Genomic DNA, 21,761 nt, shown 5'->3' with positions numbered 1-21,761 from the left:
CCGGCCGGCGCGATGCGCCGGCCGGGTCGAGGCGATGTCAGTGGCCCCCGGTAGGTTCTGAGCAGTTGCACGAACTTGTACCGGAGGTTGTCGCCGTGACCCAGATGCTGCCCGAGTCCTGGCTCCCCGCTGTCGGCGGGGAGCTGGAGCAGCCCTACTTCAGGGAACTCCTCGAGTTCGTCGAGAAGGAGCGGGCGAACGGGCCGGTCTACCCGCCCCGCGAGCAGGTGTTCGCGGCCCTGGAGGCCACCCCGTTCGACAAGGTGAAGGTGCTCGTCCTCGGCCAGGACCCCTACCACGGCGCCGGCCAGGGCCACGGCCTGTGCTTCTCCGTGCAGCCCGGCGTGAAGACCCCGCCCTCGCTGCGCAACATCTACAAGGAGATGAAGGAGGAGCTCGACCTCCCCGTCCCCGACAACGGCTACCTCATGCCGTGGGCCCGCCAGGGCGTCCTCCTGCTCAACGCGGTCCTCACCGTCCGCGAGGCCGAGGCCAACTCGCACAAGGGCAAGGGCTGGGAGAAGTTCACCGACGCCGTCATCCGCGCGGTGTCCGAGCGCCCCGATCCGGTCGTCTTCGTGCTCTGGGGCGCCTACGCCCAGAAGAAGATCCCGCTGATCGACGCCGATCGGCACGTGATCGTCAAGGGCGCCCACCCCTCCCCGCTGTCGGCGAAGAAGTTCTTCGGCTCGCGCCCCTTCACCCAGATCAACGAGGCCGTCGCCGCCCAGGGCCATGAGCCGATTGACTGGCGGATCCCGGACCTGGGCTGACGCCACACCGCGCCTCGGCGCCGAAGCCGCCGCCTCCGGTTAGCTTCTAGCTGACCGGAACGCGAAGATCCGGCGGAGCGAGTCGGAGGCCGCGTTGACGGAGCAGCAGGAGGCGTCCGAGGACGCCGTCATGACCAGGATCGGCCAGGCGGTCATCCTGCTGCACGCCGGTGACCGCGAGGAGGCCCGCAACCGGCTCGCCGAGCTCTGGGCCGAGCTCGGCGAGGACGGGGACGGCCTGCACCGCTGCACCCTGGCCCACTACCTCGCCGACGCCCAGGACGACCCCGCCGACGAACTCGCCTGGGACCTGAGGGCCCTGATCGCCGCCGACGGGCTGGAGGAACGGAGCACCCGGCCGCCGGAGTCCGCCGGGCCCGAGCCGGGACAGCCGTACCGGGCGGTGCGCGTGTTCTACCCCTCGCTGCACCTCAACCTCGCCACCGACTACGTCAAGCTGCGCCGTCCCGAGGCGGCCCGGGTACACCTGGCGCGGGCCCGGGCGGCCACCGCGGCGCTGGCCGACGACGGCTACGGGAACGGCGTACGCGCCGCCATCGCGCGACTGGAACGGCGCCTCGCGCAGGAGCCGGGCGCGCAGTACGGGCCCGGCCCCTTCCCGGAACAGTCGCCGTAGGCCGAAGGCGCCGTAGGCCGACGGCGCGGGGGTCGTGCGGCTCCGGGGGTTCAGCCGTCGCGGACGCCCGCGCAGATGCGGGCCTCCGGGCTGTCCGGGTGCCAGCGCCCGTGCCGCCGACCCAGGGCGCAGACGTCGGCCGGTCGCACCGGCAGCTCCCGCACCAGCTCGCGGGGGACCCGCGCCTCCGGCCGCCCGGCCCGCCCGTGGCCCTCGGGGTGCTCCGCCGGGCGTTCCTCGACCCGGAGCGGCTCCGGGATGTCCGGCACCGGGGGAACGGCCTCCCGGGGCCCCTCCTGCGCCTGGCCGGTGGCGTGCGTGGTGGCCCGCAGCGGGGCCGTCGCCCGCGCCGTCGCCCGCCCGGGCTCCGGGGGCACCGCGCGCAGCGCCTCCAGCGCGGGGGCCTGGACGACCACCGGGAGGGTTCCCGGCCCTCCGCGCGGCTCGTGGTGCGGGGGCACCCCGGCCGCGGGGGACGTCGGCGGGCGCGTCGCCGCCGGCGTCACGTTCACGCAGCCGGAGACCGCCGAGACGGCGCAGGCCACTCCGAGGAGCAGTTTCGTGGAGGTTCGGGTTGGATGCACCCGCGCAACTCTGCTGTGCGAGGTCCCCGTTGGGAAAACCCGGAGCCCATATTCACCCCGCACGGGTGACGCGAGGGGGGTGTCCGGCGGACACCCCCCTCGCGCCGGCGCCGGTCGCCCGTGACGCCGTCGACGCGCCGGCGCGGCAGGGTGGCGTGGCCGTGGTGGCGCGCGCACTCCCCGATCACGTCGAGCCGCCCGCCGGCGGTCCCGCACGCCGGCGGTCGCGGAGGGTTCGAAAGGGGCCCGGTCCTTCGGGGGCCATCGCCCCACCCCGGTCGAACGCGCCCCCTCCCACCAGGGATTAAGCTGCGGGTGACCCACACGGCACAGACCAGGAGGTACCCGGTGAAGGTCGGCGTCATCGGACTCGGCGACATCGCGCAGAAGGCGTACCTGCCCGTCCTCACCACCCGCCCCGGAGTCGAACTGCACCTGCAGACCCGCACTCCCGCCACCCTGGAGAGGATCGGCGCCCTCCACCACATCCCGGCCGAGCGCCGCCACACCTCCCTCGACGGGCTCCTCGAACAGGGCCTCGACGCAGCCTTCGTGCACGCCCCGACCACCGCCCACCCCGAGATCGTGGAGCGGCTGCTGGAGTCCGGCGTGCCCACCTACGTCGACAAGCCGCTGGCCTACGAACTCGCCGACTCCCGCCGCCTGGTGGAGCTGGCGGAGGAACGCGGCGTCTCCCTCTTCGTCGGGTTCAACCGCCGCCACGCACCCGGCTACGCCCAGTGCGTCGAGCACCCGCGCGAGCTGATCGTCCTGCACAAGAACCGCGTCGGGCTCCCCGAGGACCCCCGCACCCTGGTCCTCGACGACTTCATCCACGTCGTCGACACCCTGCGCTTCCTGCTGCCCGGGGACGCCGACCACATCGACGTCCGGGCCGTGGTGCGCGAGGGGCTGATGCACCAGGTGGTGCTCCAGATGTCCGGCGCGGGGTTCACCGCGCTCGGCGTCATGAACCGGCGCTCCGGCTCCACCGAGGAGGTCCTCGAAGTGTCCGGCCAGGACGCCAAGCGCCAGGTCGTCAACCTCGCCGAGGTCATCGACCACAAGGGCCAGCCGACCGTGCGGCGGCGCGGGGACTGGGTGTCCGTGGCCCGCCAGCGCGGCATCGAGCAGGTCGTCGACACCTTCCTGGAGGCCGTGGAGGCCGGTACGACGCTCAGCGCCCGGGACGCGCTCCTCACCCACGAGCTGTGCGAGCGGGTGGTGCTGACGGCCCTGGAGCAGGAGCAGGCCCCACCGGCCTGACCCGGCGGACCCCCCTGACCGCGCCGTACAGGACCAGAGCGGTCAGGGACGCCCCCGCCGGCCAGTTCCCGAAGCGGACGAACAGGGTCGTTCCCTCGGCCCGAGGGACCTCGTACACGAAGGCCGTGCTCCGCGACGTCGACAGCGCCGGACCGACCGGCTCGCCCGAGGGGCCGAACACCGCGCTGACCCCCGTCAGGGTGGCGTGCACCACGGGACGGCCGTTCTCGGCGGCCCGCAGCGCGGCCAGGGAGGCGTGCTGGGCGGGCGCCCAGCTGTCCTGGAAGGTCGAGGTCGCCGACTGGGCCACGAGCAGGCCCGCCCCCGCCCGCGTCAGGTGCCGGCTCATGTCGGGGAAGGCCGACTCGAAGCACACCAGGGGCCCCAGCCGCGGCCCGCCGGGCAGGTCCATCACCACCGGCGCCGCGCCGCGCATCCGGTCCTCGCCCGCCGCCCGGCCCACCGAGGTGGCCCAGCCCATCAGCGCGCGGGCCGGCACGTACTCCCCGAACGGGACCAGCCGCATCTTGTCGTACCGGTCACCGGTCGGCCCCTCGGGGCCGACCAGCACCGAGCTCTTGTAGATGCCGGACCGGTCCGAACGGCGCGCGTCCACGTTCACCAGGAGCGGGGCCCCGACCTCCCGGGCCAGGTCCGCCAGCCGGCGCGACAGGTCCGGCCGCGCGGCCAGATCCGCGCCGACGCTGCTCTCCCCCCACACCACCAGGTCCGGACGGGTGCCCACCAGCGTCCGGGTCAACCGCTCGCCGACCTCGAAGCGGCGCTCCGCGCTCTCGGGGCCGTCCGGGACCGGCCCCGGCTGTACGACGGCCACCCGCAGCGCCCCCGCAGGCACGGGCCGGGGCGCCCACAGCCACACCGCCCCCGTCAGCACCGCGCATCCCGTCAGCCCCGCCGCCGCGGGCACCCGCGCCCCCGGCGCCGCGACCAGCAGCACCACCGCGCAGTTCACCGCCACCACCAGCAGGCTGACCGCCCACACCCCGCCCACCGAAGCCAGGCGCAGCGCCGGGGCCACGTCCCACTGGGAGGCCCCCAACAGCCCCCACGGCCCGCCCAGCCCCTGCCAGGACCGGGCCAGCTCCGAGAGCAGCCACCCCGCCGGGACCAGGACCAGCGCGGCCCCCGCGCGAGCCGCCGTGGGCACCCCGCCCAGCAGTTCCCGCACCAGCAGCGCCCACGGGATCCACAGCAACCCCAGCAGGGCCGCGACCGGGACCAGGAACACGTGCAGGCTCGGCAGCAGCCAGTGGTGCACCGCCACGATGAGGCCCGCACCGCCGAGCCAGCCCTCCAGCGCCGCCCGCCGCCCGGTGGGGGCGGAGCGCAGCAACAGCATCCAGGGCACGAGGGCGACGTAGGCGAACCACCACAGACCCGGTGCGGGGAAGGCGAGGCAGGGCAGCGCCCCGGCGGCCGTCGCGGCCGCCGCACGTCGCCAACCTGTCCGTCGCCTGCCCATGACGCGCCTCCGCTTCCAGTGTGGGACCGGCCCCGGCGGGGCGCGGCTCAGAGCGACAGCCGGCGCCACTTCTCGTGGACGGTGACCCCGTCGATGCGCCAACCGTCGGCGGTGCGGGCGAGCGCGAAGGTGTAGCGGCCCGCCGCGACGAAGTTGGGGGAGACCGCGGTCGCGGCGTCCCCGCTCTCGTCCGGTCCGCGCAGACGCATCGGGTTGAGGAAGTCGGCCAGCACCTCGGCGGCGTCGCCCGGGTAGCCTCCCCGGTCCTCCAGCCGTATCCGGCGGTTGACGATCAGGTGCTGGCGCACCGGGAACAGTTCCATGGTCGTGGCGAGCCAGCCGGCCACCTCGGCGGCGGGCCCCGCCGCCCCGCCCGCCGAGCCGTAGTCGGCCCGCCCGGAAGGTGTGAACAGGGCCCGGTAGGCCTCCCAGTCCCCGTCGTCGACGGCCGCCGCGTAGCCCGAGATCAGCTCGTCGATGGCCAGTCGGTCCATTACCGTCGCGAGATCCACACGCTGCGTCATCGGGTCAGTCTGGGGTGCGGGGCCCGCCAGGTGAAGGGGCGTGCGCGGACCGGGCGCGCCCGCGGGCGGATCAGTGTCCGGAACGCGCCTCCCGCTGCCGCACCACGACCAGGAACGCGTCACTGGCCAGGTCCATCACCACCTCCGCCGGAACCCCCTCGCTCAGGCGCTGGGCGGCGTACTCCTCGGCCGGCCGGCTCCCCCTCGGACCTCCGGCCGGAAAACGCTCCAATACCACGCGGCTCATGCGGGCCACCCCCTGCTGCTGTCGTGCCGTCCTTCGGACACAACGACGAAGAGGCCGCCCGGGAACGTTCCCGAACGGCCTCCCGTTCACGCGAACCGGTGAGCGCGCGACCCGCTACGAGCCGGACTCGCCCGCGTGGGGGCTCAGCACGCCCATGCCGATCAGCACGAACAGCGCGATGCCCAGCAGGATGCGGTAGATCACGAAGGGCATGAAGCTCTTGTTGGAGATGAACTTCATGAACCAGGCGATGACGGCGTACCCGACGAGGAAGGCGATGACGGTCGCGAAGATCGTCGGCCCCCAGGTGATGTGGCCGGGGGTCTCGATCACGTCCTTGATCTCGAAGGCGCCCGAGGCGAGCACCGCAGGGATGGCGAGGAGGAAGGAGTAGCGGGCCGCCGCCTCGCGGGTGAAGCCCAGCAGCAGACCGCCCGAGATCGTCGCGCCGGACCGGGAGACGCCCGGGATCAGGGCCATCGCCTGGCACAGGCCGAAGATCAGACCGTCCTTGACGCCCAGTTCCTTGAGCGTCTTGCGCTGCTGCACCACCCGGTGCCGGCCGCCCTCCGCGTCCCGCGAGGCCAGCCAGTCGGCGAAGCCGAGCACCAGACCCATCACGATCAGCATCGTCGCCGTCAGGCGCAGGTCACGGGCCGGACCCACGATCTGGTCCTTGAGCGTGTAGCCCAGGACGCCGATCGGGATCGAGCCGACGATCACCAGCCATCCCATCTGGGCGTCGTGGTCGGAACGCAGCGACCGGTTGAACAACGACCGGAACCACGCCGAGACGATCCGCGCGATGTCCTTGCGGAAGTAGATGAGGACGGCCGCCTCGGTACCGATCTGGGTGATGGCCGTGAACGCCGCACCGGGGTCGTGCCAGCCGGCGAACGCCGCGGTCAGACGCAGGTGGGCACTGGAGGAGATCGGGAGGAACTCCGTAAGCCCCTGGACGAGACCGAGGATTAGGGATTCGAACCAGCTCATGTCGGGGTGCGCTCGTCCTTGTGATCGTCGGGCAGTTCGCCCCCGATGCTAGGGCCCGTGGGGAGTCGCCGTGACCACAGGAGGGTGAACGCCGGGTGACGGGAAGGGGGTGGTCGGGGCCAGCCGGTGCCGCTTGCGCCAGGCGACCACCGCCGCGACCAGCCCGGACACCGCGATGAAGCCGAACGAGGCCAGGAACGCGGGCGAACCGGGGGAGGAGGCGCTCGATCCCGCGATCACGTAGGCGGCGGTGTTGGGGATCGTGCCCAGGGCCGTGGCCGACAGGAAGGGCAGCCAGCCGCAGCGGGAGACCGACGCGATGTAGTTGGCCGCCGCGAAGGGCACCCCGGGGAAGATCCGCACCGCCAGCATCGAGCGGAAGCCGTGCCGGCTCAGCTGGGTGTCCGCCGCCGTCAACCAGCGCCCGCGCAGGTACGGGCGCAGCGCCTCCTGGCCCATGCTCCGTCCCAGGCCGAAGGCGATCGCCGCGCCGACGACGGTGCCGCCGACCGCCGCGGGCATGCCGAGCTGCGAGCCGAAGAGCGCCCCCGCCGCGAGGTTCAGCAGCGGGCGCGGCACGAACGCCGCCGTGCACAGCCCGTACGCGCCCGCGAACAGCGGGATCGCCGCACCGACCGGCAGGTTCGAGGGCAGGCCCTCGGACAGCAGCCGCTGGGGTTCGTAGACCAGGACGCACACCCCGGCCGCGACCAGCAGCACGACGAGGAGCGACAGGCGGGTCCACGGCGCGAGGAGGAAGGGCATCCCGGGAGACTAACCGACACATATGGAGCACCGCCGTAATCTGCGCCTCATGCGGGGGAACGCCCGGCGGCGGGCGACGGTTCCCGCGGACCGCGGCGCGGGCGGAAATTCGCTCGACGGCCCGCGACCCGTAGGACAGGATCGGGCTCATGAACCGGCAGGCCTTCCCCGCAGCGCCGTCCGCAGTCGCGGACGCGCCGAAGGCTGCCGTCCCGGCGTTCGCGGCGGCGGTCCCCGCCGCACTCGGCGGCGCACGAAGCTGACCCTTCCCGGATCGTCCGGCGGACCCCACAGGGGGAGGGTCGGATCGCTTCCGGGGTCCCGTTCCGGCTTCGAGCCACGGGAAAGAGATCATGACCAAGACGGCCTTCGCGCGCACCAAGCCGCACCTCAACATCGGCACCATGGGTCACGTGGACCACGGCAAGACCACCCTCACCGCCGCCATCACCAAGGTCCTCGCCGAGCGCGGCGGCGCCTCCTTCGTGCCGTTCGACCGCATCGACCGCGCCCCCGAGGAGGCCCGGCGCGGCATCACCATCAACCTCACGCACGTCGAGTACGAGACCGACACCCGCCACTACGCCCACGTCGACATGCCCGGTCACGCCGACTACGTCAAGAACATGGTCACGGGCGCCGCCCAACTCGACGGGGCCATCCTCGTCGTCTCCGCGCTCGACGGGGTCATGCCGCAGACCGCCGAGCACGTCCTGCTCGCCCGCCAGGTCGGCGTCGACCACATCGTCGTCGCCCTCAACAAGGCCGACGCGGGCGACCCGGAGCTGACCGACCTCGTCGAGCTGGAGGTCCGCGACCTGCTCACCGCCCACGGCTACGGCGGCGACACCGCCCCCGTCGTACGGGTCTCCGGACTCGGCGCGCTGGAGGGCGACCCGAGGTGGACCGGGGCGATCGAGGCGCTGCTGGACGCGGTGGACACGTACGTGCCGATGCCGGTGCGGTACACGGACGCCCCGTTCCTGCTGCCGGTGGAGAACGTGCTGACCATCACCGGGCGCGGCACCGTCGTCACCGGGGCCGTCGAGCGCGGCACCGTGCGCCCGGGCGACCGGGTGAGCCTGCTCGGCGGCGACGGCGAGGGCGCCGAGACCGTCGTCACCGGCCTGGAGACCTTCGGCAAGCCGATGGAGTCCGCCGAGGCCGGTGACAACGTCGCGCTGCTGCTGCGCGGGGTCCCCCGCGACGGGGTGCGCCGCGGGCACGTGGTGGCCGCGCCCGGCAGCGTCGCGCCGAGCCGCCGCTTCACCGCGCGGGTCTACGTCCTCTCGGCGAAGGAGGGCGGGCGGAGCACGGCCCTGGCCTCCGGCTACCGCCCGCAGTTCTACATCCGCACCGCCGACGTCGTCGGCGACGTCGACCTCGGCGAGGTCGGGGTGGCCCGGCCCGGGGAGACGGTCGAGATGACCGTCGAGCTCGGGCGCGACGTCCCCCTGGAGGCCGGGCTCGGCTTCGCGATCCGCGAGGGCGGCCGGACCGTGGGGGCGGGGACCGTGACCCGGGTCGGATAGATCCCGTACAGCTCCCGCGGGGCCCCCGTACAGACCCCGCATGTGGTGGCGGCAGGCCCGCTGCGTCAGACTGCCGTCACCACAGGGGTGTGCCCACGGGCGGAACGAGGGGGGCGGCGATGAGCGGCGGCGAGACGGCACTGGTGCTGGGCGGCGGGGGACTGACCGGCATCGGGTGGGAGAGCGGGATCCTCTACGGGCTCGCCCGCGCGGGCGTGGACCTGTCCGGCGCGGACCTCGTCGTCGGCACCTCCGCCGGCTCCGTGGTCGGCGCCCAGCTCACCTCCGGGCTGCTCGGCCCGCGCGCACTCTACGAACGCCAGCTCGGCGACCCGGCGGGCGAGACCGTCGCCCGCTTCGGCCCGGGGCTGCTCACCCGCTACGCCATGGCCATGGCCCGTTCCCGGGACGCCGCGGGCTACCGCCGGCGGATCGGCGCGATGGCCCTGGCCTGCGACACCGAGGCCGACGAGGCCGAACGTCGGGAGGTGCTGGGCCGTCGGCTCGTCTCGCACCGGTGGCCCGACCGGCGGTTCGTCGTCACGGCCGTGGACGCGCACAGCGGCGAGCTCGTGGCCTTCGACCGGCACAGCGGGGCCGGCCTCGTCGACGCGGTCGCGGCGAGCTGCGCCGTGCCCGGGGTGTGGCCCCCGGTCACGGTGGACGGCCGTCGTTTCATCGACGGCGGCGTCCGCTCGCCGGCCAACGCCGACGTGGCCTCCGGCTACCGGCGCGTGGTGATCCTCGCCCCGATGGCGCTCGGGGCCTCGATGATCCCGTCGGCGTCCGCGCAGGCGGAGCGGCTGCGGGCGGAGGGCGCGCGGGTCCTGCTGATCACGCCCGGCCCGCAGGCCCGCAAGGCGTTCGGCCGCAACGTGCTCGACCCCGCCCGCCGCGACCCGGCGGCCCGCGCGGGACTGGCCCAGTCCGAACTGCACGTGGCCGAGGCGCGGCGGGTCTGGGCGGCCTGAGCGGCCCGGACGGCGCCCCACAATGGTGGGGTGAGCGACGAACAGATCCCGGTGATCCGGGCCGTGGACCAGGGCACCGCCAAGCTGATGCCGGACGTGGACCGGGAGCGGGCCTGGCTGCTGACCGTGGACGGGGCCCCGCAGTCGTACGTGGACCTCGACGAGCCGGAGCACCTGGAGTTCGAGTACGTACGCCGCCTCGCGTACGTCCTCGACGCCGCGGCCGAGCCGGGCGCCGCCCTGGACCTGCTGCACCTGGGCGGGGGCGCGCTGACCCTGCCGCGCTACGCCGCCGTGACCCGGCCGGGGTCGCGTCAGACGGTGGTGGAGTTCGACGGGCCGCTCGTGGAGCTGGTGGCGGAGCACCTGCCGCTGCCGGCCGGGGCGGACGTGACGGTGTGCGCCGCCGACGCCCGGGAGTGGCTGGAGGCGGCGCCGCCGGCGAGCGCCGACGTGCTGGTGGCCGACGTGTTCGGGGGATCGCGGGTGCCGGCCCCGCTGACCTCCGTCGAGTACGCACGGCAGGTCGCGCGGGTGCTGCGGCCCGGCGGGCTGTACGCGGCGAACCTGGCCGACGGGGCGCCCTTCGCCTTCCTCAGGGCCCAGCTGGCCAACTTCGCGGCCGTCTTCCCGGAGCTGGCGCTCATCGCCGAGCCCGGGGTGCTGCGCGGCCGGCGCTTCGGCAACGCGGTGCTGCTGGCCTCCCGCGCCCCGCTGCCGTTGGCCGGCCCGGCCCGGCGGTGCGCCGCCGACGCGTTCCCGGCGCGGGTGGAGGCGGGGCAGGCGCTGGCCCGGTTCACGCGGGGTGCCGCGCCGGTGGCGGACGCGGACGCGGTGGCCTCGCCGCCGCCGCCCGAGGGGGCGTTCAGCCTGGGCTGACGCCCGGGGCGGAGGCCGCGCTGTCGGCGGCCTCGCCCGTCGGCGCGCGGTGGGTCAGAGCGCGGCGTGGTCGGGGGCGGAACGGTCGGGGGTGGCGGCGGCCTTGGGGGAGCCGGCCACCGGGAGGTGGGGCCTGCGCGTCATGCGGCGTACGTCCGGGACGAACAGCACCGCGGCGGTGCCGAGGAGCACGACGACGGCGCAGCCCCACAGGGCGGTGGACCGGCCGAAGGCGGCCTCGGCCGGACCGGCCAGGGCGGTGGCCACCGGCAGCATCGACACCGAGCCGAACCAGTCGTAGGCGGAGACGCGGGAGAACTTGTCCTCCGGGATCTCCTGGTGCATGGTGCTCATCCAGTTGACGCCGAACACCTCGATCGCGGTGCCGCTGACGAACATGACCACGCACAGCCCCCACGCCGGCAGCGGTACCGCCAGCGCCGCCGACGGCAGCGCGAGCGGGAAGACGCACAGGGTGCCGACCAGCAGCAGGCGGCGCGGCTTCCACGTCATCATCAGCACCGCGCCGGCGATGGTGCCCACCCCGAAGCAGGCCAGGGCCACGCCCCAGGGGGCGGGCCCGCCCAGGTGTTCGCGGGCCACGAGTGGCCCGTAGACCGCCTCCGCGGCGCCGACCACGGCGACGACGACGGAGAACTGGAGCACGATGCTCCACAGCCAGGGACGGGTCCGGAACTCCACCCAGCCCTCGCGCAGGTCGGCGAGCAGCCCGCCGCCGGGAGCGCGGTCGGGGACCTCCTCGACCTTCAGGAAGGCGCGCAGACCGCCGGCGACCGCGAAGGCGAGGGCGTCCACGGCCAGCACCCAGCCGGGCCCCATCGCGGCGATCATCGCGCCGCCGAGCGCGGCGCCGCCGACGCCGGCGCTGCTCATGGCCATGCGGAAGAGCGCGAAGGCCCGGTTGGAGTGCTCGCCCGAGACGGTGGCGAGGAGCATCCCCTCGGCGGCCGGGCTGAAGAAGGCGGTGCCGGTGCCGCACAGCGCGGTGAGCAGCATCATCTGCCACAGCTGTGGGTCGCCGGTCAGGACGAGGACGGCCAAGACGGCCTGGGAGACGCAGTTGAGGGCGTTGGCCGCGACCATCACGTGGTGGCGGGGGAGCCGGTCGGCGAGCGCGCCGCCGACGAGGAGGAAGAGGACGAGGGGCAGCGTACGGGCCGCCGCGACGAGGCCGACGTCCCCGCTGCTGCCGCCGGCGTCGAGCACGGCGAAGGCGGAGGCGATGAGCGCTCCGTGGCTGCCGAGTTGCGTGACCACGGCGGCGCCCGTCAGCAGCGTGTAGTTGCGGCCGGCCCACGCGGGCCGGTGGCGGCGCGCGCCGGGGGACGGGACGACGGGGGGAGTGCTCACCCACGGACTATCCCCGCCCCGGGCCGAGAATCAAAACCGATTGTCGGCCCGGGTGCGGCGAAGGGCGCCCGCGGCGGGACGGAGTCCGGAGGACCGGCGGGAGGACTAGGAGGTCAGCCGGATCGAGCTGAGGACCTTGTCGTAGACGTCGGCCTGGACCTCTTCCTTGACGCCGGCCGCGGTGATCAGGGTGAAGCTGGCGAAGTCACCGACGGCGTTCTTGAAGCCGAAGCCGATCGCCTTCCCGTCGGTGTTGCACTTGGTCTCCTTCTTCACGTTCGCGGCGGTCGCGATCACCGTGTGGCCCTTGAGACCGGAGGAGGTCGTGTACTCCTTGGGGTCGGTCACCTTGACCGTGCCCTTCGGTTCCTTCTGCGCGAAGCCGGCCCAGACCCAGCTGCCGGTGTTGTCGGTCGCGAGCTGGGCGGTGTCCTTGGCTCCCTGGCCGCCCTTGACGCCGGTGTCGGCGAGGGAGAACTTCTCCAGGTCGCCGTCCTTGTCCTTGTCGACCGAGCACCACTCGCTCTTGAGGGTGGCCGTGCCGGACATGGTGATGACGGGGGAGCCGTCGCCCTTGACCTCGTCCTCGAAGAAGAGGGAGACGCCGGAGTCGTTGACGTTCCACTCGGGCGGTACGTCGTAGGCCGCGCCGTACTTGGTGTTGATGACCACCTTCCAGCCCGGGATCACGGGCTTGGGGGCCTCGCCCGAGCGCGGGTTGCCGCTCGGGGCGGCGGGGGAGGCGGCGGGAGCGACGGGGGCGGAGGCCGGAGGCTTGTCGGCGGCCTGGTTGCCCGCGTCGTCGTCCCGGGTGAGGACGAAGGCGGCGGTGACGGCCGCCGTCACGACGACGGCGGAGGCGGCGACGATGGCCACCGTCTTCGTCGCGTACGGGCTCCGGCCGGCCCGGGCCTGTGCGGGCGGCTGGGCCTGCCCCCACGGCTGCACCGGCGGCGGTGTCTGATAGCCGGCCTGCGGGTACCCGTAGCCGGGCTGCTGCTGTCCGAATCCCGCTTGCGGCTGTTGCTGGTAGGGGTTCGGCGTCCCCGGCTGCTGCTGGTACGGGTTCTGATGCGCGTCCTGGGGGTTCTGCTCGCCCCCGGGCGGCTGCTGCTGTCCTGGCCACATGGCCGGTAACGATAGTGGGAGCGGGGCGGGGCGGCCACGACCACCCCCCGGCCGAGGTCTGGCCAAGGCCATCTACTCGTGGGTAACATCGCGTCCCATGAGCGCAGAACAGATGAACGTGGGCGAACTGCTCGCCCAGACCGTCCCGATGGCCCGCACCCTGAACCTCGAGTTCCTGGAGACGACCCCGGAGCGCGCCGTCGTCCGGCTGCCGGACCAGCCCGACTTCCACAACCACGTCGGCGGCCCGCACGCCGGGGCCATGTTCACCCTCGCCGAGTCCGCCAGCGGCGCCATCGTCCTGGCCGCCTTCGGCGACCAGCTCTCGCGCGCCGTACCGCTCGCCGTCAATGCCGAGATCGGCTACAAGAAGCTCGCCAAGGGCGTCGTCACCGCCACCGCCACCCTCGGCCGCCCCGCCGCCGACGTCGTCGCCGAACTCGACGCGGGCGGTCGCCCCGAGTTCCCCGTCACCATCGCCATCCAGCGCGAGGACGAGGCCGTGACGGGCGAGATGGTCGTCGTCTGGACCCTGCGCCCCAACGCGTAGTCCCTCCGGGCCCCGTCGCGCCCGCCCCGGGTGGCGCCCCGGGTGGCGCCCCACACGGCGCTCCACCCGGCGGCGTGGGGGACGGCGCCCCGGGGCCCGCGGGCCATCCCGGGAGGCCTCCGGGCGCCACACCGGGCACGCGCCGCAGCCGCCGCAGGGCTGAACCTGGCGCGCCCGAGGGCGCGCCCCCCGGGCCGCGGCGCCCCCGCGGAGCACAGTGGGCGGGGGAGCGGTCCGGCGCGGGGCCGCTCCCGTCGACCCACGCCGCCGCAGGGAGCCCCCATGAGCGAGGCCGTGTCCCGACGCTCCACGATCCGGTGGCTGAGCCGGCTCGGCGGCCTCGGAGCCCTCGCCGGCGCGACCGCCGCCCCGCTCCTGGCGACGACGGGCTGCGCGCCGCCCGTACCGCCCACCGTCCGACGTACGGGCGCGCCCTCCCCGGCCGCCGCCCCGCGCCCCGCCGCCACCGGCCGCATCGACACCCTCCTGGCCCGCCTCACCCTCGACGAGAAGACCGCCCTCCTGCACGGCGCCCCCGATCCCGCGCCGCGCGGCCGGGGCGGATACCTCCCCGGCGTTCCCCGTCTCGGCATCCCGGCCCTGCGCGTCGCCGACGGCCCCGCCGGCGTACGTGTGGACCGGCCCGCCACCGTGCTGCCCGCACCCCTGCTCCTGGCCTGCGCCTTCGACCCCGCGCTGGCACGCGAGTACGGCCGGGTCCTCGGCCGCGAGGGCCGCGCCCTCGGCCAGGACGTCCTGCTCGCACCGGTGGCCGACCTCGCCCGGAGCCCGTACGCCGGCCGCGCGTCGGAGACCTTCGGCGAGGACCCCCGACTCACCGCGGACCTCGTCGCCGCCGTGGTGCGCGGCATCCAGGACGAGGGCCTGATCTCCGCCGTCGGGCACTTCGCCCTCGGCGGCCGGGCGCCGGGCCGGGCCGCCCTCGACGTGAGCGTCTCCGACCGGGCCCTCCACGAGACCGAACTGCGCGGCTTCGAGGCCGCCGTGACCGCGGGCGCGGGCGTCGTCGTCGGCTCCGGCAACAGGCTCGACGGCACCTACGCCTGCGAGGACCGCGCCCTCCTCGACGAAGTGCTGCGCGGCCGGTGGGGCTTCGACGGCTGGGTGATGTCCGACCGGGACGCCACCCACAGCACCGTCGCCGCGATCGCCGCCGGCCTCGACGTGGAGATGCCCGGCGGCACCCACTACGGCGCCCCTCTGCGCGCGGCCGTCCGCGGCGGCTCCGTGTCCCCCGCCACCCTGGACCTCGCCGTACGCCGGATCCTGACCACCCTCGACCGCTTCGGGCTGCTCTCCCCCAAGCCGCCGGCCCGCCCCGCGCCCGAACCCGGCGCCGGAGCCCGCCTCGCCCGCCAGGTCGCCGTCGCCGGAGCCGTCCTGCTGCGCAACGTCCGCGCCACCCTGCCGCTGACCGGAGCCGAGGCCCGCTCCGTCGCGGTGATCGGGCCCGCCGCCCTCCACGAGGGCGCGGCCGGAGCGGGCGCGGCCTCGCCCCTGTCCGAGATCCGGCGGCGGGTCGGAGCCGCCGGGGAGGTCCGCCACGCCGTCGGCGAGGACGTCCACGGCAGGCCCCTCCCGCCGGGCCTGCTCACCCCGCCCGTCGAGACGGCGGACCGGAAGGTGGACGCGGGCCGCGACTGGAACTACGCGGGCACCTTCACCCTCGCCGCCGCCGACGAGTGGACCCTGCTCGTCCACCACACCGGAGCGCGGCCGTCCGTACGCCTCGACGGGCAGGAGCTGTTCCCCGCCGCCCCGGCCGCGGGCACGGGCCCCGGCGGCGGTCTCCTCGACCGCGCCCCCGACGGGATGCACGTCTCCCGCCGCACCCTCGCCCTGACGGCCGGCGCCCACCGGATCACCGTCTCCGCGCACGGCGGGAGTGCCGGGCAGCGGCTGCGACTGCGGCACATCACCGGCGCCGGCCGCGCCGCCGACCGCGCCGACGCCGTCGCCGTCGCCGAGGCGGCGCGCTCCGTGGTCCTGTTCGCCCACGAGGACCCCGGCGACGGCGGCGAACGCACCACCCTGGGACTGCCCGGCGGGCAGGCGGCGCTCATCGAGGCCGTCACCGCCGTCAACCCCCGCACCACGGTCGTGCTCAACACCCCGTCCAGTACGACCATGCCCTGGCTCGCGGGCACCGGGGCCGTGTTGCAGATGTACCACCCGGGCCAGGAGGGCGCGGGCGCGACCGCGGACCTCCTCTTCGGGGACGCGGACCCGGGCGGCCGGCTCACCCAGACCTACCCGGCCGACGAACGGGCCCGCCCGACGGGCGCCGACCCGCGGCGTCGGCCCGCGACCGGTGTGCGCCGGGAGTACGCCGAGGGCGTGCACGTGGGCCACCGTTGGTACGACGCGCGGGGGGTGGCGCCGCTGTTCCCCTTCGGACACGGGCTCTCGTACACGACCTGGGCCTACGGGAAGCTCGACGTAGGGGCCCGACGCGGCGGGCTGCGGGTGGAGTTCACCGTTCGCAACACCGGCCGCCGCAAAGGCGTCGAGGTGGCGCAGGTCTACCTGGGCCCCTCCCCGGACCTGGCCCTGGAGCAGCCGGTGCGCGTCCTGGTGGGCTACCGGCGGCTCACCCTGGAGCCGGGGAGCGAGCAGCGGGTCACCGTGGACGTGGACGCGCGGGCGCTGTCGTGTTGGGACGCGGAGCGACAGGCCTGGGTGCCGGGTTCAGGCCGTCGCGAAGTGTTCGTCGGTCGTTCCTCGCGCGAACTGCCCCTGCGGGCAAAGACTGTGGTGAGGAGCGGGTGAGGAGCGGATAGGCTGCCCGTTCGGCGTGTCACGGGGGCGCGCCGGATGACGACTCGGGAGGACGTACCGGTGCACATCCAGGAATGGCTGGAGACGATTCCGGCGATCAGTGTCTACCTCCTGGTGGGGGTGGTCATCGGACTGGAGAGCCTCGGCATCCCGCTGCCGGGCGAGATCATCCTGGTCAGCTCGGCGCTGCTGGCCTCGCAGCACGGGGACATCGACCCGGTGGTCCTCGGCCTGTGCGCGATCGCGGGCGCGATCATCGGCGACTCCATCGGCTACGCGATCGGCAGGCGCGGCGGCAAGCCGCTGCTGGAGAAGCTCGGGCGGCGCTTCCCGAAGCACTTCGGGCCCGACCAGGTGGCGCTCGCGGAGCGATCCTTCGACAAGTGGGGCATGTGGGCCGTCTTCTTCGGCCGGTTCGTGGCCCTGCTGCGGATCTTCGCCGGGCCGCTGGCGGGCGTGCTGCACATGCCGTACTGGCGGTTCCTGGTCGCGAACGTGTTCGGCGGGATCCTGTGGGCCGGCGGCACCACCGCGGTCATCTACTCGGTCGGCGTCGTCGCGGAGCCGTGGCTGAAGCGGTTCTCGTGGCTGGCCCTCGTGGTGGCCCTGCTGATCGGCCTCACGGTCACGCTCGTCCTGCGCAGCCGGATGAAGAAGGCGGCGGCGGCCGCCCGCGAGGCCGCCGCGCCGGTCGCCGAGCCGGTGGCCGTCGCGGACTGACGCGTTCGCGGAGCGGACGGGGCACGGAGCGGCCGGGGCACGTGCCCCGGCCGACGCCGGCCCGTCCCGTCTCAGCCCTGCGGGGACACCGACGCCCGGTGCTGCTTCGCCAGCTCGTTGTACATCGCGGCGTTCAGTTTGATCCCCTCGCGCTCCTCGTCGGTGAGCGGGCGCCGGACCTTCGCCGGCACCCCGGCGACCAGGGAGCCGGGCGGGACCACCATGCCCTGCGGCACCAGGGCCTGGGCGGCGACCAGCGAACCGGCCCCGATCACCGCGCCGTTCAGCACCGTCGCGCCCATTCCGATCAGGCAGTCGTCCTCGACGGTGCACCCGTGCACGACGGCGTTGTGACCGATGGACACCCGCTCGCCGATGGACACGGGGAAACCGGGGTCGACGTGGAGCGTGCAGTTGTCCTGCACGTTGCTGTCGGCGCCGAGGACGATCGGGCCGCAGTCCGCGCGCAGCACGGCCGAGTACCAGACGCTCGCCCCGGCGCCGAGCGTGACGTCGCCGACCACGACCGAGGTGGGAGCGGTGAAGGCCGTCGGGTCCACCGACGGGTGCCGGTCGCCGACGGCCGCGACGAGGGCCTGGCCGTGGTTCGCCTGTGGGGTCATGCTCGTGCCTCTTCTTCCGTGCTCGCTGGAGCGGCCCCCCCTGACCGGCGGGGCCGCGGTTTTCCGGTCTGCCGCGCTACCGGCACCGTAGGGCACGCCCCGGCGGACGGTCGTGATGGGGTGAAGATCACAGGAACGGGGTCCGGACGCCCGGCGTGCGGCCCACTACCGTGGCCGGGTGCCGAAGAAGCAGAACACGTTCTCATCCCTGGCGGACCTGCCGGGTCGGGCCGCGAGCCGCGTGGCGCACGCCGGCTGGCGCTGGATGCAGCGCGCCGGGGCGGTCACCGCGCGGACCCCCGGGCGCCTGCGCTTCGGCGCGATCGGCGCCGGGACGCGGTTGGCCTTCCCCCAGGGCACCGTCTTCGGGGAGCGGTGGATCCGGCTCGGCGAGCACTGCATCATCGCCGAGCAGGTCACCCTGACCGCCGGGATGATGCCCGACCTCGATCTCGGCCCGGATCCCGTGCTGGTGCTGGGCAACGGCGTCGTCCTGGGCCGGGGCAGCCACGTCATCGCCGACACCCGGATCACCATCGGCGACGACACCTTCTGCGGTCCGGGGGTCTACATCACCTCCACGAACCACAGCTACGACGACCCGAACGAGCCCGTGGGCCGGCAGTGGCCCCGCAGCGCGCCGGTGGAGATCGGCCCCGGCTGCTGGCTGGGCACCGGCGCGGTGATTCTCCCGGGGGCCCGGCTGGGTCGCAACGTGGTGGTGGCCGCGGGGTCCGTCGTACGGGGCGAGGTGCCCGACCACGCGGTGGTGGCGGGGGCGCCCGCCCGGGTCGTGCGCCGCTGGGAGCCGGAGACCGGCTGGGTTCCCCCGCTGCGGACCCCGGCGCCGGTGCCGATCCCCGACGGGCTCACGTCGGAGCAGCTGCGGGGACTGGCGCTGTTGGCGGAGGCCGAGCAGAGCGGGGTCTGATCAGCCCGCGGCGAGCAGGACCGTACCGGCCAGCGCGAGCCCCGCGCCGGCCGCCTGGACCGTGCGCAACCGTTCCTTGAGCACGGCGAACGCGGCCAGCGCGGTGATCACCGGGTAGAGCGAGGAGAGGACGGCGGCCACCGTCACGGGTCCGTTCTGCGCGGCCAGGGAGTAGCTGCCGTTCGCCGCCACGTCCGCGAGGCCGACGAAGGCCAGCGCGGGCAGCATGCTCCACAGCACCCGGGGGCCGACGCCCTCGGGCAGGGCCGGGACCCCGCGCCGGACCTGTGCCCACAGGGCCGCGCCGCCCACCGCGACGTTGGTGACCCGCTGGACGAACAGGGCCAGGAAGAGCCCGGTCAGGGTCTCGGAGGCCTCCGAGATCAGGGCCATGACCGCGCCGAACCCGAAGGCGGCGACGAGGGTGAGGACGACCGCCTGCCGCTGTACGGGCGCTCCGCGCAGCTCGGGTCCGCCCGCGAGGACGATGCCGGCGAGGGCCACCGCGATGCCCGCGAACTGTCCGAGCCCGGGCCGCTCGCCCAGGGCCAGCCCGACCCCGACCGGTACCACCACTCCGACGGACCCGAGCGGGGAGACCACGCCCATCGGGCCCAGGGCCAGGGCCTTGTAGAAGGCGAGCATGGCGGCCGGTCCGACCAGGCCCGCGGCGACGGCGAACCACAGGTGCGGACCGGTCTCGTGCCAGGCGCCCGTGCCGAGCACGAGCGCGCCGAGGACGACGACGGCCACGAGCTGCGAGACCACGACCACCGTGAGCGCCGGTATGCGGCGGGTCAGGAGGCCGCCGCCGAAGTCGGCGAGGCCCCACAGGACGGCTGTGGCCAGGGCGAAGAGGGCGGTCATGACAGGAGCCTCGCAGTACAGTGTGATGAACGGTGCGGTGCAGCGTGTAGTACAGCGCAGGTTAGTTCAGTCTATTGAACTCTGTCATTCAAAATATTGGACGACTTCGGAATTTTGGACGGAACGGTGTCGGATCTCGAACAGCTCACCCAGGCGCTCGCCCGCAACCTCAAGCGGTGGCGGGGGGAACGCGGATTCACCCTGGACGCGCTGGCGGCCCGCGCGGGGGTCAGTCGCGGCATGATCATCCAGATCGAGCAGGCCCGTACGAACCCCAGCGTGGGCACCACGGTCAAGCTGGCGGACGCGCTCGGCGTCAGCATCACCACCCTCCTCGACCACGACCGCGCACCCGAGGTGCACGTGGTGCGGCCGGGCGAGGGGGTGCGGATGTGGTCCAGTGGCGCGGGGAGCCGGGCGGACATGCTCCTGGGCGACGACCGGCGCGGGCCGGTGGAGATGTGGATCTACCGCCTGGAGGCCGGGGACGGCACGGCCTCGGACCCGCACCCGGCGGGGACCTTCGAGATGCTGCACGTCACGGCAGGGGAGCTGACGTTGGTGATCGCCGACGAGAGCCACGTCGTCCCCGCCGGCGGCGCGGTCTCGTTCGAGGCGAACGTGCCCCACGCCTACCGCAACGAGGGGACCGAACCGATGGAGATGACCATGGCGGTGTCCATCCCGCCGGTCACCGGGGTGGCCGCGCCCCACTGACGCCACGACGTCGCCGCGGCCCGCCGCCCCTCACGGGGGCGCGGCGGGGCCGCGGCGGGCCGAGGTGGGGCGGGCCGGGCCGGGGCGGGGGCGTCGTCAGAGGGCGGGGATCTCGATGGCGGGGCAGCGATCCATGACCATGTCCAGCCCGGCCCCGCGGGTGCGCGCGAAGGCGGCCTCGTCGATCACGTCCAGCTGGAACCACACGGCCTCCGCGCCCACCGCGACCGCCTCGTCCGCGACCGCGCCGGCCAGCGCGCTGTTCACGAACACGTCCACCACGTCCACCTTGAACGGGATCTCCGCGAGCGAGGCGTAGCCGCGCTCGCCGTGGACCGTCTCGGCCTTCGGGTGGACCGGGACCACGCGCTTGCCGTAGCGCTGGAGCACGCGGGCCACCCCGTGGGCCGCCCGGTCCTCGTTGTTGGACAGGCCCACCACGGCCCACGTGTCGCCGAGTTCGGTGAGGATCCTGCGGATGGTTGCCGGGTCGCCGTACACGGGCGCCGCCTCCTGATGCCGTTCCGATGCCGTTGACCACCGGGGCGCCGGCGCGGCCTCGTCGAGGTCGCGCCGTCGTTCCGTCGTGGTGCTCGGCCGGTACAACCGGGCACACACCCGTCCGATTCCCGTCGGAACGGCCCGTAGGGTGGACGGGTGAAGGCAGACCAGTACGTGACGGTGGCCCGCGAGGGCGTGCACGAGTCGGAGATCAACCGCTCGCGCTTCCTGTGTTCCCTCGCGCCCGCCGCGACCGAGCGGGAGGCGCAGGAGTTCATCGCGCGCGTCCGCAAGGAACACCCCACCGCCTCGCACAACTGCTACGCCTACGTGATCGGCGCCGACGCCTCCGTCCAGAAGGCCAGTGACGACGGCGAGCCCGGCGGCACCGCCGGCGTCCCGATGCTCCAGATGCTGACCCGGCGCGACATCCGCTACGCGGTCGCCGTCGTCACCCGCTACTACGGCGGCGTGAAGCTCGGCGCCGGCGGACTCATCCGGGCCTACGGCGGAGTCGTCGGGGAGGCCCTCGACGTCCTCGGGACCGTCACCCGCCACCGCTACCGGCTCGCCACCGTCACCGTCGAGCACCAGCGCGCCGGCAAGACGCAGAACGACCTGCGCGCCACCGGCCGCGCCGTCCTGGACGTGCGCTACGGCGAGGCCGTCGCCATCGAGATCGGGCTTCCCGAGGCGGACGTCGAGGCCTTCCGGGCCTGGCTGGCCGACGTCACCGCGGGGACGGCGGGCTTCGAGCTCGGCGGCGAGGCCTACGGCGACGGCTGAGCACCGGGGTCCGTCGCCCGTCCCCGCTCCCGCCCGGGTGGGACCCGGGCCATGGCCGGGGCGCCGGGGACCGGCCGCGAAGGGGTTAGCCTGGAGGGTCGGTGCGGGGTCGCG

Annotated in this window: 23 protein-coding genes; 12 read left to right on the top strand and 11 right to left on the bottom strand. The window is 74.5% G+C overall.

Translation table 11 applies throughout. The features are described from left to right. Positions 1-104: 104 nt before the first annotated feature. Positions 105-773, top strand: a complete 669-nt coding sequence (gene ung / locus ACZ6ZI_RS34535) for a uracil-DNA glycosylase (protein WP_469527825.1) — start codon at positions 105-107, stop codon at positions 771-773. A 94-nt stretch (positions 774-867) separates the two neighbouring features. Further along, positions 868-1,410, top strand: a complete 543-nt coding sequence (locus ACZ6ZI_RS34530; protein ID WP_469527752.1) for a hypothetical protein — start codon at positions 868-870, stop codon at positions 1,408-1,410. A gap of 50 nt (positions 1,411-1,460) precedes the next feature. Here ACZ6ZI_RS34530 and ACZ6ZI_RS34525 read toward each other — a convergent pair whose 3' ends face one another. Continuing rightward, positions 1,461-1,994, bottom strand: coding sequence for a hypothetical protein (locus ACZ6ZI_RS34525; protein ID WP_469527750.1), 534 nt, complete (start codon positions 1,992-1,994; stop codon positions 1,461-1,463). A 348-nt stretch (positions 1,995-2,342) separates the two neighbouring features. Between ACZ6ZI_RS34525 and ACZ6ZI_RS34520 the strand changes: the two genes are divergently transcribed. Next, entirely contained in the window at positions 2,343-3,260 is a 918-nt protein-coding gene (locus ACZ6ZI_RS34520) for a Gfo/Idh/MocA family protein (RefSeq protein WP_469527823.1), read from the top strand. Here ACZ6ZI_RS34520 and lnt read toward each other — a convergent pair. From lnt to ACZ6ZI_RS34495, 5 genes are all read right to left on the bottom strand, one after another. After that, positions 3,193-4,743, bottom strand: coding sequence for an apolipoprotein N-acyltransferase (gene lnt, locus ACZ6ZI_RS34515; RefSeq protein WP_469527748.1), 1,551 nt, complete (start codon positions 4,741-4,743; stop codon positions 3,193-3,195). The genes ACZ6ZI_RS34520 and lnt overlap by 68 nt on opposite strands. 47 nt (positions 4,744-4,790) lie before the next feature. Further along, entirely contained in the window at positions 4,791-5,267 is a 477-nt protein-coding gene (locus tag ACZ6ZI_RS34510) for a nuclear transport factor 2 family protein (RefSeq protein WP_469527746.1), read from the bottom strand. A gap of 70 nt (positions 5,268-5,337) precedes the next feature. Further along, positions 5,338-5,514 carry a hypothetical protein gene (locus ACZ6ZI_RS34505; protein WP_469527743.1) on the bottom strand — a complete coding sequence of 59 codons (177 nt, stop codon included), beginning with the start codon at positions 5,512-5,514 and terminating at the stop codon, positions 5,338-5,340. 114 nt (positions 5,515-5,628) lie between these two features. Continuing rightward, positions 5,629-6,507: an undecaprenyl-diphosphate phosphatase gene (locus tag ACZ6ZI_RS34500; protein ID WP_363055205.1), complete on the bottom strand. Its 879-nt coding sequence runs from the start codon at positions 6,505-6,507 to the stop codon at positions 5,629-5,631. A 48-nt stretch (positions 6,508-6,555) separates the two neighbouring features. Continuing rightward, positions 6,556-7,272 (bottom strand): TVP38/TMEM64 family protein, encoded by a 717-nt coding sequence (locus tag ACZ6ZI_RS34495; RefSeq protein WP_469527740.1) that lies wholly within the window; start codon positions 7,270-7,272, stop codon positions 6,556-6,558. Positions 7,273-7,625: 353 nt separating this feature from the next. Here ACZ6ZI_RS34495 and tuf point away from each other — a divergent pair, with 353 nt between their 5' ends. From tuf to ACZ6ZI_RS34480, 3 genes are all read left to right on the top strand, one after another. Beyond that, positions 7,626-8,804 carry an elongation factor Tu gene (tuf, locus tag ACZ6ZI_RS34490; RefSeq protein WP_469527738.1) on the top strand — a complete coding sequence of 393 codons (1,179 nt, stop codon included), beginning with the start codon at positions 7,626-7,628 and terminating at the stop codon, positions 8,802-8,804. A 119-nt stretch (positions 8,805-8,923) separates the two neighbouring features. Continuing rightward, complete coding sequence (locus tag ACZ6ZI_RS34485; RefSeq protein ID WP_469527736.1) at positions 8,924-9,775, top strand: patatin-like phospholipase family protein; 852 nt, start codon at positions 8,924-8,926, stop codon at positions 9,773-9,775. A gap of 87 nt (positions 9,776-9,862) precedes the next feature. Then, a complete protein-coding gene (locus ACZ6ZI_RS34480; RefSeq protein ID WP_469527822.1) occupies positions 9,863-10,654 on the top strand; it encodes a spermidine synthase in 792 nt (263 codons plus the stop codon). A 54-nt stretch (positions 10,655-10,708) separates the two neighbouring features. Here the strand turns inward: ACZ6ZI_RS34480 and ACZ6ZI_RS34475 are convergent, their stop codons facing one another. Together ACZ6ZI_RS34475 and ACZ6ZI_RS34470 are read right to left on the bottom strand one after the other, a co-directional pair. After that, positions 10,709-12,025: an MFS transporter gene (locus ACZ6ZI_RS34475; protein WP_469527734.1), complete on the bottom strand. Its 1,317-nt coding sequence runs from the start codon at positions 12,023-12,025 to the stop codon at positions 10,709-10,711. A gap of 105 nt (positions 12,026-12,130) precedes the next feature. Beyond that, positions 12,131-13,153, bottom strand: coding sequence for a DUF8017 domain-containing protein (locus ACZ6ZI_RS34470; protein ID WP_469527731.1), 1,023 nt, complete (start codon positions 13,151-13,153; stop codon positions 12,131-12,133). Between the two features lie 97 nt (positions 13,154-13,250). On the opposite strand from ACZ6ZI_RS34470, the gene ACZ6ZI_RS34465 reads away from it, so the two are divergent. The 3 genes from ACZ6ZI_RS34465 to ACZ6ZI_RS34455 all read left to right on the top strand — a co-directional run bounded on the left by ACZ6ZI_RS34465 (position 13,251) and on the right by ACZ6ZI_RS34455 (position 17,222). Next, positions 13,251-13,703 carry a DUF4442 domain-containing protein gene (locus ACZ6ZI_RS34465; RefSeq protein ID WP_469527729.1) on the top strand — a complete coding sequence of 151 codons (453 nt, stop codon included), beginning with the start codon at positions 13,251-13,253 and terminating at the stop codon, positions 13,701-13,703. 282 nt (positions 13,704-13,985) lie between these two features. Then, positions 13,986-16,493 (top strand): beta-glucosidase, encoded by a 2,508-nt coding sequence (locus ACZ6ZI_RS34460; protein WP_469527727.1) that lies wholly within the window; start codon positions 13,986-13,988, stop codon positions 16,491-16,493. A gap of 69 nt (positions 16,494-16,562) precedes the next feature. After that, a complete protein-coding gene (locus ACZ6ZI_RS34455) occupies positions 16,563-17,222 on the top strand; it encodes a DedA family protein (protein WP_469527819.1) in 660 nt (219 codons plus the stop codon). Positions 17,223-17,293: 71 nt separating this feature from the next. Here the strand turns inward: ACZ6ZI_RS34455 and ACZ6ZI_RS34450 are convergent, their stop codons facing one another. Further along, positions 17,294-17,845 carry a gamma carbonic anhydrase family protein gene (locus ACZ6ZI_RS34450; RefSeq protein WP_469527724.1) on the bottom strand — a complete coding sequence of 184 codons (552 nt, stop codon included), beginning with the start codon at positions 17,843-17,845 and terminating at the stop codon, positions 17,294-17,296. A gap of 178 nt (positions 17,846-18,023) precedes the next feature. On the opposite strand from ACZ6ZI_RS34450, the gene ACZ6ZI_RS34445 reads away from it, so the two are divergent. Then, on the top strand, positions 18,024-18,776 hold the full coding sequence (locus ACZ6ZI_RS34445; RefSeq protein ID WP_469527720.1) for an acyltransferase: 753 nt from the start codon (positions 18,024-18,026) through the stop codon (positions 18,774-18,776). Here the strand turns inward: ACZ6ZI_RS34445 and ACZ6ZI_RS34440 are convergent, their stop codons facing one another. After that, the gene (locus tag ACZ6ZI_RS34440) at positions 18,777-19,643 is read right to left on the bottom strand and encodes an EamA family transporter (protein WP_469527717.1); all 867 of its coding nucleotides are present in this window, start codon (positions 19,641-19,643) and stop codon (positions 18,777-18,779) included. A 126-nt stretch (positions 19,644-19,769) separates the two neighbouring features. On the opposite strand from ACZ6ZI_RS34440, the gene ACZ6ZI_RS34435 reads away from it, so the two are divergent. After that, positions 19,770-20,360 carry a helix-turn-helix domain-containing protein gene (locus ACZ6ZI_RS34435; RefSeq protein ID WP_469527714.1) on the top strand — a complete coding sequence of 197 codons (591 nt, stop codon included), beginning with the start codon at positions 19,770-19,772 and terminating at the stop codon, positions 20,358-20,360. A gap of 96 nt (positions 20,361-20,456) precedes the next feature. On the opposite strand, the gene ACZ6ZI_RS34430 is transcribed toward ACZ6ZI_RS34435, so the two are convergent. After that, positions 20,457-20,861 carry a CoA-binding protein gene (locus tag ACZ6ZI_RS34430; protein WP_469527712.1) on the bottom strand — a complete coding sequence of 135 codons (405 nt, stop codon included), beginning with the start codon at positions 20,859-20,861 and terminating at the stop codon, positions 20,457-20,459. Positions 20,862-21,017: 156 nt separating this feature from the next. Between ACZ6ZI_RS34430 and ACZ6ZI_RS34425 the strand changes: the two genes are divergently transcribed. Further along, positions 21,018-21,647, top strand: a complete 630-nt coding sequence (locus ACZ6ZI_RS34425; protein WP_469527710.1) for a YigZ family protein — start codon at positions 21,018-21,020, stop codon at positions 21,645-21,647. Positions 21,648-21,761: the final 114 nt, after the last annotated feature.

This window comes from Streptomyces sp. NPDC103540, from assembly GCF_055584445.1.
Note: the sequence above shows the minus strand (reverse complement) of the source record. Positions and strands in the feature narration are given on the sequence as shown.